The organism is Cyclobacterium sp. SOCE241 (genome assembly GCF_056867545.1).
This window is the reverse complement of record NZ_CP149779.1, coordinates 2,349,472-2,366,760: the sequence shown is the minus strand read 5'-3', so window position 1 is coordinate 2,366,760 and position 17,289 is coordinate 2,349,472. Positions and strand designations below refer to the sequence as shown.

The 17,289-nt window shown below is 37.2% G+C and carries 17 protein-coding genes and 2 pseudogenes; 11 read left to right on the top strand and 8 right to left on the bottom strand.

Annotation, left to right across the window (positions count from 1 at the left end; translation table 11 throughout):
* From WG932_RS11755 to WG932_RS11745, 3 genes are all read left to right on the top strand, one after another.
* Positions 1-726, top strand: coding sequence for a sulfotransferase-like domain-containing protein (locus tag WG932_RS11755; protein ID WP_483088053.1), 726 nt, complete (start codon positions 1-3; stop codon positions 724-726).
* A 384-nt stretch (positions 727-1,110) separates the two neighbouring features.
* Complete coding sequence (locus WG932_RS11750) at positions 1,111-2,157, top strand: hypothetical protein (protein WP_483088052.1); 1,047 nt, start codon at positions 1,111-1,113, stop codon at positions 2,155-2,157.
* 274 nt (positions 2,158-2,431) lie between these two features.
* Positions 2,432-3,001, top strand: coding sequence for a DUF1349 domain-containing protein (locus tag WG932_RS11745; RefSeq protein ID WP_014018432.1), 570 nt, complete (start codon positions 2,432-2,434; stop codon positions 2,999-3,001).
* A gap of 1 nt (position 3,002) precedes the next feature.
* On the opposite strand, the gene WG932_RS11740 is transcribed toward WG932_RS11745, so the two are convergent.
* From WG932_RS11740 to WG932_RS11715, 6 genes and pseudogenes are all read right to left on the bottom strand, one after another.
* On the bottom strand, positions 3,003-4,007 hold the full coding sequence (locus tag WG932_RS11740) for a vanadium-dependent haloperoxidase (RefSeq protein WP_483088051.1): 1,005 nt from the start codon (positions 4,005-4,007) through the stop codon (positions 3,003-3,005).
* Complete coding sequence (locus WG932_RS11735; protein WP_483088050.1) at positions 3,986-4,378, bottom strand: hypothetical protein; 393 nt, start codon at positions 4,376-4,378, stop codon at positions 3,986-3,988. Before WG932_RS11735 ends, WG932_RS11740 begins: the two co-directional genes overlap by 22 nt.
* A gap of 353 nt (positions 4,379-4,731) precedes the next feature.
* Positions 4,732-5,025: an ROK family protein gene (locus tag WG932_RS11730; protein WP_483088628.1), complete on the bottom strand. Its 294-nt coding sequence runs from the start codon at positions 5,023-5,025 to the stop codon at positions 4,732-4,734.
* 2 nt (positions 5,026-5,027) lie between these two features.
* Positions 5,028-5,666 (bottom strand): ROK family protein, encoded by a 639-nt coding sequence (locus WG932_RS11725; RefSeq protein WP_483088049.1) that lies wholly within the window; start codon positions 5,664-5,666, stop codon positions 5,028-5,030.
* 123 nt (positions 5,667-5,789) lie between these two features.
* A pseudogene (locus tag WG932_RS11720) lies at positions 5,790-8,115 on the bottom strand (glucosamine-6-phosphate isomerase).
* 26 nt (positions 8,116-8,141) lie between these two features.
* A complete protein-coding gene (locus WG932_RS11715; RefSeq protein WP_014018428.1) occupies positions 8,142-9,386 on the bottom strand; it encodes an ROK family protein in 1,245 nt (414 codons plus the stop codon).
* 279 nt (positions 9,387-9,665) lie between these two features.
* Between WG932_RS11715 and WG932_RS11710 the strand changes: the two genes are divergently transcribed.
* The 3 genes and pseudogenes from WG932_RS11710 to WG932_RS11700 all read left to right on the top strand — a co-directional run bounded on the left by WG932_RS11710 (position 9,666) and on the right by WG932_RS11700 (position 12,143).
* Positions 9,666-10,658, top strand: coding sequence for an isoaspartyl peptidase/L-asparaginase family protein (locus WG932_RS11710; protein WP_014018427.1), 993 nt, complete (start codon positions 9,666-9,668; stop codon positions 10,656-10,658).
* Positions 10,659-10,672: 14 nt separating this feature from the next.
* Positions 10,673-11,421 (top strand): annotated as a pseudogene (locus tag WG932_RS11705) (copper homeostasis protein CutC).
* Between the two features lie 338 nt (positions 11,422-11,759).
* Positions 11,760-12,143 carry a CBS domain-containing protein gene (locus WG932_RS11700; protein WP_483088048.1) on the top strand — a complete coding sequence of 128 codons (384 nt, stop codon included), beginning with the start codon at positions 11,760-11,762 and terminating at the stop codon, positions 12,141-12,143.
* An 18-nt stretch (positions 12,144-12,161) separates the two neighbouring features.
* Here the strand turns inward: WG932_RS11700 and WG932_RS11695 are convergent, their stop codons facing one another.
* Together WG932_RS11695 and WG932_RS11690 are read right to left on the bottom strand one after the other, a co-directional pair.
* Positions 12,162-12,356 (bottom strand): hypothetical protein, encoded by a 195-nt coding sequence (locus WG932_RS11695; protein ID WP_483088047.1) that lies wholly within the window; start codon positions 12,354-12,356, stop codon positions 12,162-12,164.
* Between the two features lie 41 nt (positions 12,357-12,397).
* Positions 12,398-12,898, bottom strand: a complete 501-nt coding sequence (locus tag WG932_RS11690; RefSeq protein ID WP_483088046.1) for a YdcF family protein — start codon at positions 12,896-12,898, stop codon at positions 12,398-12,400.
* Between the two features lie 204 nt (positions 12,899-13,102).
* Between WG932_RS11690 and WG932_RS11685 the strand changes: the two genes are divergently transcribed.
* The 5 genes from WG932_RS11685 (at position 13,103) to WG932_RS11665 (ending at position 17,262) form a co-directional block, all read left to right on the top strand.
* On the top strand, positions 13,103-13,681 hold the full coding sequence (locus tag WG932_RS11685; RefSeq protein ID WP_483088045.1) for a UvrD-helicase domain-containing protein: 579 nt from the start codon (positions 13,103-13,105) through the stop codon (positions 13,679-13,681).
* A 26-nt stretch (positions 13,682-13,707) separates the two neighbouring features.
* Positions 13,708-15,009, top strand: coding sequence for a UvrD-helicase domain-containing protein (locus WG932_RS11680; protein ID WP_483088044.1), 1,302 nt, complete (start codon positions 13,708-13,710; stop codon positions 15,007-15,009).
* Positions 14,997-15,986, top strand: a complete 990-nt coding sequence (locus tag WG932_RS11675) for a hypothetical protein (RefSeq protein ID WP_483088043.1) — start codon at positions 14,997-14,999, stop codon at positions 15,984-15,986. The genes WG932_RS11680 and WG932_RS11675 overlap by 13 nt, the downstream gene beginning before the upstream one ends.
* Positions 15,968-16,312 (top strand): hypothetical protein, encoded by a 345-nt coding sequence (locus WG932_RS11670; protein WP_483088042.1) that lies wholly within the window; start codon positions 15,968-15,970, stop codon positions 16,310-16,312. Before WG932_RS11675 ends, WG932_RS11670 begins: the two co-directional genes overlap by 19 nt.
* A 74-nt stretch (positions 16,313-16,386) precedes the next feature.
* Positions 16,387-17,262, top strand: coding sequence for a hypothetical protein (locus WG932_RS11665; protein WP_483088041.1), 876 nt, complete (start codon positions 16,387-16,389; stop codon positions 17,260-17,262).
* Positions 17,263-17,289: the final 27 nt, after the last annotated feature.

The window sequence follows — 17,289 nt, the reverse complement described above, 5'->3', positions numbered from 1 at the left end:
TTGAATTCGAGAGACAAGAAGGTATTTCTTTGGTCAGGACCCAGAAATATTTCCACAGCCTTAATGTATAGTTTTGCTCAGCGGCAAGATACAGTTGTTGTTGATGAGCCTTTGTATGCGCATTATTTGACTCGTTCTCCGGCCAAGCCCCTACATCCCGGAGCAGATGATATCCTTTCAAGCATGGAGGTCAACGGGGAGAAAGTAATAGAAGGGATGCAAAAGGAAGGTAAAAAGCAGGTAACCTTCTTTAAGAACATGAGTCATCACCTTATCGGTCTTGACTGGGATTTTATGAAATCTGGAGCCAATGTTATCCTAACAAGAGACCCTAAGGATATGTTGATGTCATTTTCAGAGGTGATTGAGGAGCCTCAGATGAGTGATATTGGATATGCCATACAATTGGAATTATTAGATTATTTTACTTCTATAAAGCTTCCTTTTGTGGTTTTAGATGCCAAGAAAGTTTTGAAACATCCTGAGGATCAGTTGTATAAACTCTGCAACTTTTTGGATATTCCATTTGACCATGCCATGCTTTCCTGGCAAAAAGGGCCTATTCCGGAAGATGGGGTTTGGGCCAAGTATTGGTATAAAAATGTACATTTATCCACCGGTTTTCAGCCTTATCGACAAAAGGATATAACTTTCCCGGAACGGTTGATCCCGTTATTGAAGGAGTGTCAACCTATTTATGAAAGGCTTTTAAAAGATGCGCTTTAATTCCAGTTTCAGCTTTGTTTATTCCTTATTACGCAATTTATTCCTTTGCCATGATTTTTTAATATGTATGATTTATAAAATTAAAATTAGTTTGACCTGATTGTTTCAATTTTATGATAGTCTAGATCAAATGATTTTGAAAAGACAGTGTAAAATTTGAAGATAATTTTTAAAAATTCTTAAAACAGGTAGGGAGAAACCAGTTATTATTAGATAATTTAAGAAACCTTGGGGTGCTTACTTGCATTGTCGTTTATTAAAACATAATTTTGATACTTATTCCTTCCGCCTGGGATTTTGGAGATAAAAAGTAATCCTCCGGGCTAGCAAATCAAAAATTTATACATATTAGGTACTGCCTACTAAATTGAAATAAGTATACAAATGGAAAACGACCAGCCTGTAGAAGTAAATATTACACCCAAAGGGTTAATCTATCTGCCAGAGACTGCCAAAGGGTTAAAGTGTGTTTCAGAAACGAAGATTGAAACCATGTTCTATACTCCTGGACAAAACCCTGAAGAAAACCTGAATTATAAGTTTTTGTTGCCGGCTTTGGATCAAATAAAAGAACAAGATTATGATTATGTCATTGGGTTTGATTCTGACTTATCTAGAACCATTATCGGCTATCCAAATGCAGAGGGAAGATTTTTGGTTTTCAATGCACATCAGCAAGGAGCAATTTTTACCCATACCTTTTTAGCCGGAAATTCTTTTCCTTCAATGGATGAAGAAAAAACCAAATTGGTAATTAAGGGTATAGTTCTTTCCCAGCAAATTGATAAAATTGTAACCAAAAATAATGGGGCTTACAAAGAATCACATGCAGGTTACGAAGACCTTAAAGAAAAGATTTTAGAGATCGAAGATCCTATTGAGTCTTATCTGGCTTTCGATGAAAGAAATCATGTAATTCTGGATCTTGATAAAGATAAAAATATAGAGCTGCAAATTTCTTTAATTGAAGAATTGGTGAAAGAATTGAAAGGGAAAGAAAAGAGCCTTTTTGATTTTCATGTAGATCTCCAGATCAGGTATAAACTGTATGGGGAGAAGACGTTCAATATTACCTCTGAAGGTGAAAATAAGAAAATATTTGACAGGTTCAGGACAAAGCCACCTTCCGATGCGATGCATGAGGAGTTGGTTAGTATTTCTGATTATAAGAAACAATTGTTCTTCAATAAGCTTACAGGTAGAAAAAGTGAGCCGGAATTAAGACAAATGGATATTGTTCAGTTGGATTATAGTAGTGGCTTAAAGATCAGCGTGGAATTGACAGACGGTGGTAGCAAACTCTTTTTACATCTAAGTGACTATACAGATTGCTATAATAAAGACTCCTTTGCCAATGCCAGAAAAGGCATCAATGACAGACTTTTGAAGATTGTGGTTTCTTTAGGTAAGATGGTTATCGATGTTAATTGATAATTTTCTACCTTCTTTCCTAGCAGTTTTACTAAAAGGATAAATATTTAAAAAGGAAAACGAGTATTTTTGGTTCTTGTTTTCCTTTTTTGCTTTTATGTAGGGATCGGTTTTAAAGAAGCACGAAACTAGAATTTTATAAACATAGATAGGGATCAAAAAGTAAAAAAATAGAGAAGAATGCCGGACCACAATAGGTGTTTTGGCTGATTTGGAATAGCGAAACCTACAGGTAATTCATTAAATTAGTTTTATACAAAGCAATTAATAAGTAATGAGAACTATTAAAGGACGTGATTTTAGCTGGATGAATCCTCCAAAGCAATGGTCTGAGGAAGAAGGGAAATTTTCATTAGTGACGAATGCTGAAACAGATTTCTGGAGAAAGACACATTATGGATTTATCAAAAACTCAGGTCATTTTTTACACACCGATCAAGCTGGTGACTTTGAGTTTATGGTTCAATTTTCGGGGAATTACACAGACCTTTATGACCAAGCCGGCCTTATGATCCTATTGGACAATGAAAATTGGATCAAAGCCGGTATCGAATACGTAGACGGAGTTCAAAATGCAAGTGCTGTGGTTACAAGAGATTGTTCAGACTGGTCCGTAGTAGCGCTAAATGGTAGCCCATCTACTTTCTTTATCAAAGCCAAAAGGGGGCGTGATTATGTAGAAATCAGTTACAGTTTGGACGGTAAGAATTTCCAGTTGCTTAGACAAGCCTATTTCCCACCGGCCCCATTACTCCGTATAGGTTTTATGGCTGCATCTCCAAAAGGCAAAGGCTTTGATATTGTGTTTAATGATTTTAAAATAAATGAATATTCTCAGGAATAATTTACTTTTCGGCATCACTGCTTAAGCGATTTGGATAGGTTTTCATTTGTTCCAATATATATTGGGCAATATTCTCACCTTGCTGCATACCTACTTCAATGGCATCCCTGAAATGTATACCACCATACAACCGAGAGATTGCGGCTTCATTGGATGCAATTAAAAAGGAATCAAAAGCGCGTTCCGGTAAGCCAAAGTAAACTTCTGAGGTATCGATAAACTTGAAATGATCACCAAAATAAGAGGTGAGTAATACCGCGGAGGTTTTGGAGATTACGCTATGCCCACTGGTGTATTCAGGGAAAGGAGGAGTTTGCAAGATGGGTCGCCAAGTTTCATCAATAAGCCTGTTGATGGCTGTTAAAGGTCGTATCCTGTCACTCCTGTACTTTTCATCCCAGCAACTTATGAAAGCATCATGAAGGCCTAATGCTACAAGAGTATGTATGAAAAGGCTTTCTTTAAAGTCTAGTTTTGCTTTTTGGCTGGCAATACCTGTGATTCCCATCCAGTGGCCTCCCGGAGAAATTTTCTTCAATCCAATGGCCATGTGTCCACTGTAAGACACATTAAATGGGTTGCAATCCCAAAAGTTAGCGATTAATCGTTGCTCTTCTGTTAAGTTGGAGGTAACTTCATAAATTTCTGTCAATTGCTTGAAGAAAGAGCTGTTCTTATTTTCTGAATAAGCTGCGGGAGGAGCAGGGCTGAATGCATCGGCACCGTTTATGAAAAATGGCCTGATCGTTCTCCACTCCGGGTCTATGGCTGCCAAATATGCAGGAGGAGTAGGATACCATTTACCTTTATCATTGGTAGGACTATATCTTTTTAGGGTACTTAATTGCAAGTATCCATCCTTGCCGGCGTATTCTAATACAGTTGAAGCAATATATTCTGCATAGCTAATGCCTTGTTTGATTTCCTTTTTCTTTAGGATTCTATTTTTTAGATATTGATTAACCAAGGCTTCTTGGGCGTTAATTAGTTTTTTTCCGGAAGGCATGATTTTTTTCCCACCTCCAGCATTGCATAAGTGCCGGCAAATGCCAATTTCATATTGTTTGATTCGATAGTGATTTCTGTTCCCAAATCAGGAAGAGGTGCATTGAAATGCTCCACCATCGGTAAATCGTTCAAATTCCCCTCATTGTTATATGCTAAATAGGCTGCCAATAAAGAGTAACTGTAGAACCTGGCAGCTCCTGGAGGACTAGTAACATCCGTAACCATGACATCAGTTATGGAGAATAGGTGTTCAATCAACTTGTCACGAACAAATATTTCCTTTTCAGCAGTGGTTTTCTGTGCAAATAGATTGCTTGTAAGTGTTAGAAAAAGTAAAGAAAGGATTAACAGGTTTTGGCTTTTTAACATATTGGGTGAAATTGTATTTTTAAATATATTTAAAAATCGCTAAAAGGCCAATATTCACCCTGCTCCTTGTGCAAAAAAATAAGATTAAAAAACCTATTTCATGATAGGGTTTAGAAGGTTAAATCCGGATTATGTAATGGGTTATCTATTACCTAATTTAGAAAGGAACCCATTGATAAGGGTGTGATTTAACAGCAGCTCACTCCTTATTCATCTGAGGCGAAACACAAGAATAATTGGCTTAATCTAAAGAATTTAAATACAGATTAGCTCAAAAAAATATCCCTCCAATGGGAGGGATACAATGCTCTTGTGGGTGAACTTTTTTACTGTTTTAAGGGTATACGATACGCTTAAACAGTGGGATTGGTTACATCCACACTATTTCCCATATTTACCAGGTATTTATTTTCTTCAACCAAAGAGATTGCGCCTAATATGGCTGAATCATTTGATCCTGAAACATATACTTTTAAATTTTCGGAGATAGGAAGATAGGGGAATGCATCAATTACTTCCTGCATACCTTTTTCGAAATAAGGAAAGGCTTTTCTTATTGAACCTCCAAGCACTATGGCTTCAGGGGCAAAGGTTAGCATCAACCTGTAAATGAGCGCGCCAATATGTTTCCCGAAATCATAAAAAATATTTACTGCTTCTGGATCACCTTCACTTGCTTTTTGGCTAGTTTTTTTGCGCTAATATGGTGTTTTTCTTTAAAAAACTTACTACCACAATAATCTTCGAAGGTGCCATCCAAATAAGGAATTGCTCCCCATTCGCCTGCACCACATAGTTTACCTGTATACAAATGGCCATTGGCTATTATGCCTGTGCCGATTCCTGTACCTAAGGTGATACCGATGACATGTTTGTGAATATTGGAAGCACCAAATTTATACTCTCCTAAAGCGAAACAATTGGCATCATTGTTTATAGCTACTGGAACTCCAAACCTATCTTCCAAATATTTTTTTAGGTTCACATTATGGAAAGAAGGGATGTTTGCCAAGTTATATATAATTCCATTTGTAGGATCTACCAGTCCGGGGATCCCTATTCCTATGGCTTTAAAATTAAAATGTCTATAAGCTTCGACTTGTTGGGAAATGGTTTCTAGGATTTCTTCTTTTGGGGACTTTGCAGGAGTTTTTATTTCCATGCTTTCTGTCAAGCTTCCATTTCTAAATAATCCTGAACTAATTTTAGTACCCCCAATGTCCAATCCTAGCACCATATTGTTTACTTTCATTTTACTCCCAAATTTCAGGTTATCCCTGATTACCATTAATATTTACCTTCAAATTGACATTATTTGCCTCAAAGACAAAGTGTCAATTTTTCCTAATGAATATCAAATTCGTCCATGAAAATAAAATCACAGACGAATTTGATAATTTAACGAAGCGTATTAAAGCATACCTTCAGTTGACTTTTCTAGTTCTCTTGCTTCAACCAAGAAGTCTTCCACATCCATTTCCTAAAGAAGATCAAGCCATGGCTTGATCTAACTTTTGCAGATTGATGTTGGTAGAAATAGTTTTTACCAAGGAGAAGTTGCACATCACTTAATTGGTCTACCCAAGTATTTTTTGCTAGGGTACTAAATTTACCATTGTGTGCATAACTTGGGAATGAGGCATTTACCTGACTCAAATAACAATTTGAAAAAGAATCTTCCATAACCGATATGTCTCCTAAGGAAACAGGAACGATAACATTAGATTCCGCAGCATCAAATTTAAACCAGACATTCCTATACCCAACGATTTTAAAATCACTCAAGTCTTCTTCCAAGCTCCACTGCCTTACAGCTTCAGCAGTTGCTTGTAATACTTTATAATGCGTATCTGGGCCACTGCCTTCGGGGTCTAATGTTAAACTAAGTTTGGTAGGCTTAATTTCCCGAAGCATATTCAAGATAGGTTCAACATCCCGTTTCTTGTCCGGTTGTTCAGTAAAGATATCGCCGGTATAGAAACCTAACCTTAGGTGATGGACATTTTTTACTTGAACACCAAAATGAGCCCATACAAGTTCTTCCTCAAACTCCCTAATCATTCCTTTTAAGGTCTGAATGTTTTTAGGGTTCTTTTCTCCATCATAAGAGTTTTTAAGGACAGTTATGATTTCGTTAATCTGTTCTCTAAGTTCTTGAGTAGACTTAATGCCAAAAGTGAAAACTATTGCCCTTACTACTCTATGACAAAGTCCTCTTAGTCTTTCTTCTGCATTATCTGACGCTACATTTGTTAAATAATGGTAAACATCTTTGTCCATCTTTAATTTATAGCCTGAGGTATAAAAGTCCTCAAAGTTCACCATTTGAATCCTACCGTTGTCTAAAAATCGCTTGGTACTCCTTAAAGTCTCTATAACAAAGGTGTTGGTCACGGCTGTGAAACCGGAGGTCAATACAGCAAAATGTGCTTCATTACTGATCTCATGCAATTGCTTGGTAATCTGAGGTAAAATACCTAAAGAAATATCATCATGGTGAGGTCCTGTATGAAGGAAAACTTCATTTTTCTCCTCCTGCATGCCCTTGTCTATTTTCTCACTAATGCTTTTGATTACATTCTTTACAGTATGCTCATTTAGATCAGGAATTTGACTGGTATATTTGTCATTCTTTAAATCTTCAAGCGTGATTCTGTGACCATACTTTTGTAATTTTTTACAAAGGTCCAATACTGAACGTTCTGTTTTCGTATTGTTCCATTCTCCTTTAAAATAGTATTGGTCGGTACTATCTGTTAATTTAGAACCCGCACCTTTGGTAATATAGAACCGTCCATTTTTTAGCTTCTGCAATACAGTTGCCGGATAAATGTTGGTCATGGATTGTTCTAAAGATTCCTTTACTATGCCCGCTTTGGCCTCTCCGGCAGCTATGATTATGGCCACAGCATCGGGATTATGAACAATAGTATCCAGACCTATAGTGATGACAAGACGATTGGCCGATATTTCTATCCCTCCCAAATCACCTGCAGCTACGGCTTGCGTTTCAAAGTTGGTTTCTGTAAGTCTAGTGGTAGAGAAGATGTCTGAACCACGGGTGTTAAAGGCAATATGACCATCGGGGCCTATTCCTCCTAAAAAGAAACCTATTCCTCCTTTTTCACGAATTTTGGCTTCATATTCCCCACACCATTGGTCTATCAAGTAAATGGATTCTTGTTGAAGTTTTTCTAATGGGGTTTTGTATTCTCTGAACCGCAAAGTTAGATCCACCTTTGAATCAGGAAATACCTCCTTGTAACTTTTACCTTCGGCTAGAGGTATCTCATCAGAATTGATAAGCAATGCCTTTTTAGGGTCTAAACCGAATCCCTCAATATAAAACTTGTTTACATAATGGTGAAAGCTATTATTCTGTTCTGCAGAAATAGGATAAAATTCATCAATCTGAACAAAGTGTAAGCCATTTAATACCGGCTTCTTGCAGTCAATTAATCCATATTTTTTTCTTATTTCCAGGCCTTTTTTTCTTCCCAGTTTTCAAGAAGAAACTTGGTCCACTTGATAAAGTATTCCGGAGTTTTTCCTGTAGGTAGACTGATAACCCCTTCAGGGTTTGTTGAGGCCCATTCCAAAAATCTGCAGGCTGTAAAGAGTCCCAATTTTGGGAAATTATCAACCGTAAGATAGGGTATTTTGGTAGTGATCTTCTCTACGTCTGAATCTTTAAAGAAGGCCTCTTCGGTCTTGGAAAGTGGATAATTCGCTAACATATGCTTGTATCTATTTTGTTTTAATTTTATTGTGAATTAATGGTGTCCTCAAAAATATGCTCATTAACTATGGCAATTGCTCCTCTCAGGCCAACTTCCATACCTAATTGAGAAAGCTCAATCGAGGTTTTTTCTCTTAACTTGGCCATACTGTATATATTCAAGGCTTGTTGAATAGGAGTGGTAATGTACTGCTTGGCTTCAGCTATAGCCCCACCTAATATGATCAACTCGGGGTTTAGTAACTGAATAAGTATAGCAATACCTCGCCCTAAATCAAGTCCTACGTCAGACAAAATACTAATTGCTCTTTGATCTCCGGCAATTGCTGCTTCAACAACAGTGGAAGGCTCTAAGTTTTCTTCCTTACCATCACTTAATTTGGCAAGAATAGAGTCCTTGTCTAATAATATGGCTTCCTTAGCCAACCGGACTACAGCCCCACCAGATGCCACTGCTTCCAGACAACCTCTTTTTCCACAGGTGCAACTTATTTCTTTGGCATCAAACAAAGGAGAATGACTGAACTCTCCGGCAAAGCCGGAATAACCCCTGTAAAGTTTTTCGTCTATAATAATTCCAAGTCCAATTCCCCAATCGACAAAAATCCCCATTACGTTTTTGTTCGTACCCTTGTTGGCAAATTTAAACTCAGCAAGGGTTTTAGCTCTTGCGTCATTTTCAATGAAAACTTTCCTTGAAAATTTTTCCTCTAACTGGTCTTTTAATGTCTTTTTTCCTGATTTTAAGTAAGTGTGATTTACTCCGGAAACACTATCAACCAAACCAGGCATGCTGATTCCTACTGCAATTACCTTCTCCTCGGGGATTCCGGAAGAATGGATGATTTCCATCGAAAAATCATAAATAGCATCTAGGGTTTCTAATTCATTGTTTAGCGAAAGCTTGATAGATTTGATATCACTAACCTTTTCATTCTTAGTGTTGTAAATGGCCGCCTTGGCTCCAAATCTGTTCAAGTCTATACCTAAAATATAAAAAGAATCAGGTGCCAAACCATAAAGATCAGGTTTTCTACCACCTTGGGACTGCCCTCGGCCTTCCTTGATTATGATTTTCTCTTCTAATAAATCAGTCAGCAAAAGGTTTACCGTTGGTAGGCTTATGCCTACCAATTGGCAGATATTACTGGCAGTATTATTGCCGAGTGTATACAGCTCTTTTACTATCTTTAACTTGTTGATATAGTTTTTAATTTCAACTACACCTTCCTTCTTATCCAGGACAATCTTCGGGTCTATTAAATTCATAGGATAAACTTTGATGCAAAATAATAAAAATTTTATTTAATTAAGGCAACTTAAACAAAAAAATCTACATTTTCTAATAAGTACTATTTAAATTGATTGGCGTTTTTTTTGCTTATACCCAAATAATTAGGGCAGAAAAAGCTTAATAATGGTCTGATTGAAACATTTGTAGGATTAATTAATTTCAAAATTTATACATATCCCCTGTCAATTTTTGAAAAAAATAATCATGTTTGTTTCAAAACTTTTTCAAAAATAAGTAAGAAATAAAAATATTCTATGAAAAGCAGACGGGAATTTCTTCAAAGAGCATTACTTTCTTCCTTCATTATTAGTCCATTTGCAAATCAAGTGAAGGCATATGCAGGTACCGATAAATTAAATAGAAATATCAATCAGAAAGGGGCCCAAGTATTATCCACCTGGAATCATGGTATGGCTGCTAATGACAAGGCCTGGAGTATTTTATCCGCCAATGGGGATGCATTGGATGCTGTAGAAGAGGGAGTCAAGGTGACGGAAATTGACAAAAAGGTGCTATCAGTAGGACTTAATGGGATTCCTGACAGGGAAGGTGTCGTCACGCTGGATGCCTCTATCATGAAAGGAGATGGATCTTGTGGTTCCGTTGCATTTGTGAGACAAGTGAAGCATCCCATCACTTTAGCTCGAATGGTCATGGAAAAAACACCTCATGTTATGTTGGTGGGTGAAGGGGCTAGGCAGTTTGCCATTCAAGAAGGAATGTCTTTAGAAGAAGAAGTGTTAAGTGCCGGGGCAGAAAAAGCTTACAATAATTGGAAAAAAAACGCTCAATACAAGCCTATAATAAATGTTGAAAATCATGATACTATAGGAATGATCGGTTTGGATGCATCGGGTAAGTTGGCGGGTTCTTGTACCACAAGTGGCTTGGGATACAAAATGCATGGCAGAGTAGGAGATAGTCCTATCATAGGTGCAGGTTTATTTGTGGATGAAGCCGTTGGGGCTGCAACGGCCACAGGTCTGGGTGAGGAAGTCATTCGCATCTGCGGTTCCTTTTTAATTGTAGAATTAATGCGGCAAGGGAGAACGCCTCAAGAGGCATGCGAAGAGGCTGTAAAAAGGGCAGTTAGTAAGTGTAAAGATTTGGACAATACTCAGATTGGATTTTTAGCTTTAAATAAAGAAGGTGAATTTGGTGCTTATTCTATCAGGCCCGGGTTTAATTTTGCTCGACACCATGCATCTGAACAATCCTTGATTGACGCAAATAGCTGGTTTAAATAGTTAATTCCCTAAGAATGAAAAAGATTTTGTTAGAGTCACCGGTATATACCTTAGAAGCAGCATTACTTGCGGCAGAAAATGGGGTGGATAGATTGGAGCTATGTGCTGATTTTGGAGAAGGAGGTACGACCCCTAGTCTAGGTTTATTAAAGGTGATAAAAAGTAAGGTCGATGTGCCTGTTTTTGTGATGATCAGACCTAGAGGGGGGACTTTATCTATAACGATCTTGAGATATCGGTTATGAAAGAAGATATTAAATCTTTTTTATCTCATGGGGCTGATGGATTTGTTTTTGGTATTTTGAACAAAGAGGGAGAGGTAAACAAAACAGCTTGCCAGCAACTTATCAGTTCAGCCGGAGAAAAACCATGCACTTTTCATAGGGCTTTTGATGTGTTGGAAGATAAGAAAGGTGCGCTGGAACAAATAATACAGTTGGGGTTTAAGAGAATTTTGACATCTGGTGGAGAAAACAGTGTGATGGAAGGATTGCCACTAATTTTGGAATTACTTATGCAAGCCAATGGTCGGATAATAATTTTACCCGGTGGAGGTTTAATGCTCCAAGATATAGCTGATTTAAATATGACAGGGCTCCTAAAAGAAATACACGCTTCCTGTAAACAATTCAGGCCTTCATCTATGCCACAGGGTATAAATGAACATTTGAGGCTATCTCAAATGGAAGAAATAGAAGGAAAGGTATTGACTATAGATCCCCAAATAATGGCAGCCCTAGTTGGGTATTTGAATAACCTGTGATCCTTTAACTTTGTATCTAAAGAATACTAATCTCTAATTGATAGTTGGGTTTTACTTGCTCCAAGGGTCCAATTGTTCGTGGTTAACCTCGGTAAAATTATTAAAGTATTAGCAGTTTAACCGTCATTAACGATAAGTTGAATTACTTATTCTGCTTTCAATTGACCTTATTTTTATTTTATAAATTTAATTTATCTGGGGTTAAAGTTTGTTTTTATGGGAATAATTTAATATATTATTCCCTCACAATAAACCCTATAAAAGATGGTAAAAAGTTTTCAGGGGTTAGACAAGCCCCACCAAAAATTAGTGATCAACCGATTTTGGTCAAGGATTTTATGACCACAAATTTGATCACCTTTAGTGCAGAGGATACCATAGATCATGTCATCACGGTTCTAACAAGAAAGAGAATTTCAGGCGCGCCGGTAGTAGATGATAATGGTAGACTTGTAGGTATGATTTCTGAAGGAGATTGCCTTAAAGAAATCATTAAAGGTCAATATACTAATACGCCTAAATTTCCTGCATCTGTAGCTGAGCATATGACGACAGAGGTATTTACCTTGCCGCCGGAGATTTCGATTTTTGATGCTGCAGATCGGTTTTTAACCTTGAAAATTAGAAGATTTCCAGTGGTCAAAGACCAAAAGTTGATAGGTCAAATAAGTGTTAGTGACATTGTAAGAGCTATGCCTAAATTAAAGGCGTCCACATGGTAGGTTTAATAACCAGAACTTTTATATATATCCTACGAGGGAATAAACAGCTATCCCAACCCATTCTTTGGTTAATTTATGCCAGGCGACCAATGAGCCTACGTCAGGTTGAACGATTGATTTGAAATTCAGCCTCGGTACTTTTCCATAAAAATCTACGGGGAAAGTATCGGGGTTTAATCCAACCTTTAAAAAACAGGCTTTGGCTCGTTTCATGTGAAATGCTGAAGTGATCAATAGCAACTTATCTGAGGGCTTTAATCCGATTTTTTTGAGCTAATAATTTCCTCGCTAAACAAAGCATTTTCCCGCGTGTTTACAGCTTTGGTTTCTGTAATAATGTCTGTTTCTTTCACACCTGCCCATATCATAAAATCCCTTAACGATTCTGCTTCTGACAGGGGGTGAACTGGGTCATAACCCAAGCCACCTGTAATTAGTATTTTTTTAATTTTCCCCATTTTATACAACTGTACAGTGTGGGTGGCCCTGTCGGCTCCCCGGGTAAAATAGGTTCGGTCTTTAGGAAGCATATTAATATTGGTCACACCTGTCAGTACGATACCCAATTCATAGCTAGGCAAAGAAGAAAGTTCTTTGGGTTGGGGTTCCCAATTATGCATTACCAAATTGGCGATATACCCATTGGAAAAAAATAGAAGCAAAATTATTCCAGCCGGTAAAAGTATTTTACCCCAGCGTTTTCGTTTAAAAACCAAGCCCAAAAGGATAAGGGTTAAGCAAATATTGAAAGGCATTATTAAAAAGCTAAATAATTGAGAGATATAAAAAAACATTGGAGCGTGAATTTTTTGTTTATATAATGAGGCAATTATTGGTTCCTAATTTCAAAATTATTCAATAATTGGTTATTGTCTGACTCTTTTCTTTATAACTTCACTTTGTAGGAAAATTTTAAGCTTACATTTTTCTCATTTTGATTCCTTAAATAATTGGTTTTAATGATTACAGAAGCTCCTTTACAAATTTATAAATCTTCCGCAGGTTCCGGAAAAACCTATACCCTCACAACCGCTTATTTGAAATTGGCTCTTGAATCTCCGACTGCTTTTACTCGGATTTTGGCGGTTACCTTTACCAATAAGGCTACTCAAGAAATGAAGGACAGGATTATTAAAGAGCTAAAAAGACTTAAGAGTGGGGTGGATCCGAATGAAACCATGCACAGAGAACTCTTGGAGAAATGGCAATTGTCTCCTAAGGAATTGTCCGAAAGGGCGACACAAGTGTTGACCACAATTCTTCATGATTTTGGATCTTTTTCGGTGAGTACAATTGATAGTTTTTTTCAAAAGGTTATCCGAGCATTCGCTAGGGAAATCGATTTACAAGCTAAATTTGATGTCGAGTTAGACCTGGATGGGGTCATGACTCGAATGGTAGATAGACTAATGTTACGGGTAGCAGAAGACCCGGAGTTACACAGGTGGATGGTTGAGTTTTCTATCAGCAAGGTGACAGAAGGAAAATCCTGGGACGTTAGAAAATCTATTGAGGACTTAGGAAAAAAATATTTTTAGAAGACTTTAAAATTGTTCAAAAAGAAGTGGGAGTCTTTTTGGAGAATCCCCATACTTTTAAAACGTTTAAGGAATTTATATTTGGGCAGAAACAGGTCATTATTGATAAGGCTACAGAACTTAAGACTACAGCTCAGGCCATCCGAGATAACAATGGGCTTTCTTGGGAAGATTTTTCCGGTGGGACTAGGTCTTTCAGTAAAAATTTTGATCAATTAGGGAAAAAGGAAGATCCGATTCCTCTGCTTACAGATGCCCAAGAAAAGTTTCTCCTTGGGCCGGAAAAGTGGTACACCAAAACAAGTAAATGTAAAGCTGCTATTGAGTCTGCCTATGCAGAAGGTTTAAGTGAAATTTTGCATCAGTTTAAACCTCTTAAAAGGAGCTGGAATACCTTAGATGCGATAGCTAAAAATTTGTACACTTTTGGTTTATTTGGCTATTTGTTAAGGGAACTGAAGGAATTGAAAGAGGAGGAGAATTTGCTATTGATCTCAGAAACAAATGATTTTCTAAAATCCATTACAAGTGACAATGATACTCCATTCATCTATGAAAAAGTAGGCAATCGTTACCAACATTTTTTACTGGATGAATTTCAGGATACTTCAGGTTTTCAATGGGCAAGTTTTCGTCCGCTATTGCTAAATACTCTTTCTATGGGTAAAACAAATTTGGTGGTAGGTGATGTTAAGCAATCCATTTACCGCTGGAGAGGAGGGGAAATGCGGCTACTCATGAATCAAGTCGAGAAAGACCTTGGAGGTTTTGGGATAGATGTTAAAAAGTTGGATACCAACTTTAGAAGTTTGCCTAATATTGTAGCCTTTAACAATACATTGTTTTCAAAATTGTCCAAGTTGCTAAGTGATCATTTAAAAACGGTCTTAGATGACGCATCAATGGACAGAATTGAGCAAGCCTATGGTGATGTTTTGCAGAAAATTGCTCCCGGGCAAAAAGCCAAAGGAGTGGAAGGAAAGGTAATCGTGTCATTTATTGAAACTGATAAGGAAACGAAATACAATGATGAAATCCTGAAAATATTACCGGAGAAGGTTGAGGAATTATTAGATCAAGGCTACCAATTGAAAGATATAGCCATTTTGGTGCGGAAAAATGATCAAGCTGCTTCAATCGCAGATGCCTTTATGTCCTATGCGGAAGAAAATAAAGATAATGGTTATAGGTATGATGTGCTTTCTGATGAAGCCTTATTCCTTCACAAGGCATCTGTTGTCAAATGCCTATTGGCGGCCTTAGAAATTGTAAATGATGCAGAAGATTCGCTGGCTGAAAAAACTTTTGGATACAATTGGCAAGAATAAGAGATATCCCTTTTAATCATGTATTGTTTAGAAAAGATAGTTTACCAGAAGAATTTAAAGGGATAAGAGAAAGATTTTTCCAACAGTTATCCATCTTCAGGAAGTTGCCACTAATGGACTTGGTAGAAGCAATTATCGATTTGGCAGATTTGAATGATGGAGCTGGTGAACTAGCATATTTGTCAGGCTTTAAAGAAGCTGTATATGATTTTATCGGTAAAAACAGGGCTGATTTGGGAGGCTTCCTTAATTGGTGGGAGCAAAAAGGAAATAAAAGAACGGTGAAAATTCCTGAAGAGTTTGATGCAATTCGAATTCAAACCATTCATAAATCTAAGGGTTTGCAATATAAGGTTGTGCTATTACCTTACCTGGATTGGAAATTGTTTGATACCGGAAAAGAAAACATTATTTGGACCAAGTACGATTGGGATGAGACTTTACCTCCGGCGATTGTGCCTTTGTCCGTGAGATCTCAATTAAAAGATTCTGCATTTTCAACTGCCTATTTAGAAGAGAACCTAATGAATCATCTTGATTCTTTAAATATGCTTTATGTGGGCTTCACCAGAGCAGAAGAAGTGCTTGTGGCAATGGCTCCTTATAAAGATTCCAAAAACAAGGATAATTTAACTACAGTGGCTGACTTACTACGTGAAGTGATGAAATTTAGAGCCCCGGAGAATGATTTGTTGGATTTTGAAAAGTATTATAATAATGAGGAAAAGAAATTTGAATTAGGATTCTGGCACCAAAACGAATCCAATGAAAAGGCCTTACCCCCACCTCAGCCCATGGTATGGAAGTATAGACCCTGGGAAAAATCTCTGGAAGTCAAGCAGGCATTCGGAGAATTTGAAACTTCAGAAATTGTATCCAAAAGAGCTTACGGGGTACTGGTACACCGGATTATTGAAAAATCAAGGACCAAAAAGGACTTTTTCTGGAATTACAAAGTATGTTCTTTGATGGTGTAATTACTGAAGAGGAGAGAGAATTGTTGGAAGGCCAGTTCAATAGCCTTTGCCAAATAGAAGTATTTAATTCTTGGTTTGATGGTTCAGGACAGGTACTTACAGAGCAAGGTATATTTCTTCCTGGAGGTGAGCACAAACGGCCGGATAGAATTATTTATTATCAGAAAGAGATAGCAGTTATAGATTTCAAAACCGGAGAAAAGAGAACTTCTCATGCTTCACAGGTTTCGGAGTATGTCAAGCTGGTAAAAGACATTGAAAAGGGGATGCCAGTACAAGGATATATTTGTTACATAGAAAGTAGCACCATTGAAAAAGTTGTATAAATGGAAGGTTTTTAAAACGTACTGCAGCGGAATTACTGCAGAGAGGAGTAGATATTAAAAATTTTGAGGTTGTTTTGCCTAATCGAAGAGCAGGTTTGTTTTTCACAAAGTACCTGGGACAATTGGTTTCTCGACCTACCTATATGCCTAAGGTGATTACTATAGAGGATTTTTTCTATGATATTGTAGGCAAAAGGCCTGCTGATAAATTAAGCCTAATTTATGAGTTGTATAAGGTTTATAAGTCTATTTCCGGTAGTAAAGAGGGGTTTGATAGATTTTATTTTTGGGGTGAGATGATTCTCAAAGATTTTAATGATCTGGATCAATTTTTGGTTAATCCTGAAAAATTATTTGTTAACCTTAAGGAACAGAAAATTCTTGAAAGTGACTGGAGTTTCCTCTCTTCAGAACAAATTGATTTGATTCAGGCCTTTTGGGCATCATTTGAAAGCAGAGATAGGTTCCATCAAGAGAAATTCCTGAAATTTTGGGATGTCCTTTTCCCCCTGTATCAGGGCTTTAATTCTTCCTTAGATACATTGGGTTTGGCCTATGGAGGGAGTATTTATCGGGAGGTGGTGGAAAATTTGGATAAGGTAGCACCTTCGGGTAGGAAGACTATTTTTGTAGGATTCAATGCGTTTACAGGAGCAGAAGAAAAACTAATTAAGTATTTCGTTCAAAAATTTGAAGCAGAAATATATTGGGATATTGATCAGTATTACCTTGATGCGAAGAGTCAGGAAGCAGGCATGTTTTTTAGAGATTATCGAAAGGATAAAATTCTCGGCCCTACTTTTCCTGAAATTACCCCAAACAAAATTGTGGAGAATGATAGGCATATTAAAACCTATGCCATTCCTTTAAAAATTAATCAAGCCAATATGGTAGGGGCGATTTTGGAAACCATCCCCGGGAGGAAGAAAACTGGGAAGAGACAGTGGTAATTCTACCGGATGAACAACTTCTTTTTC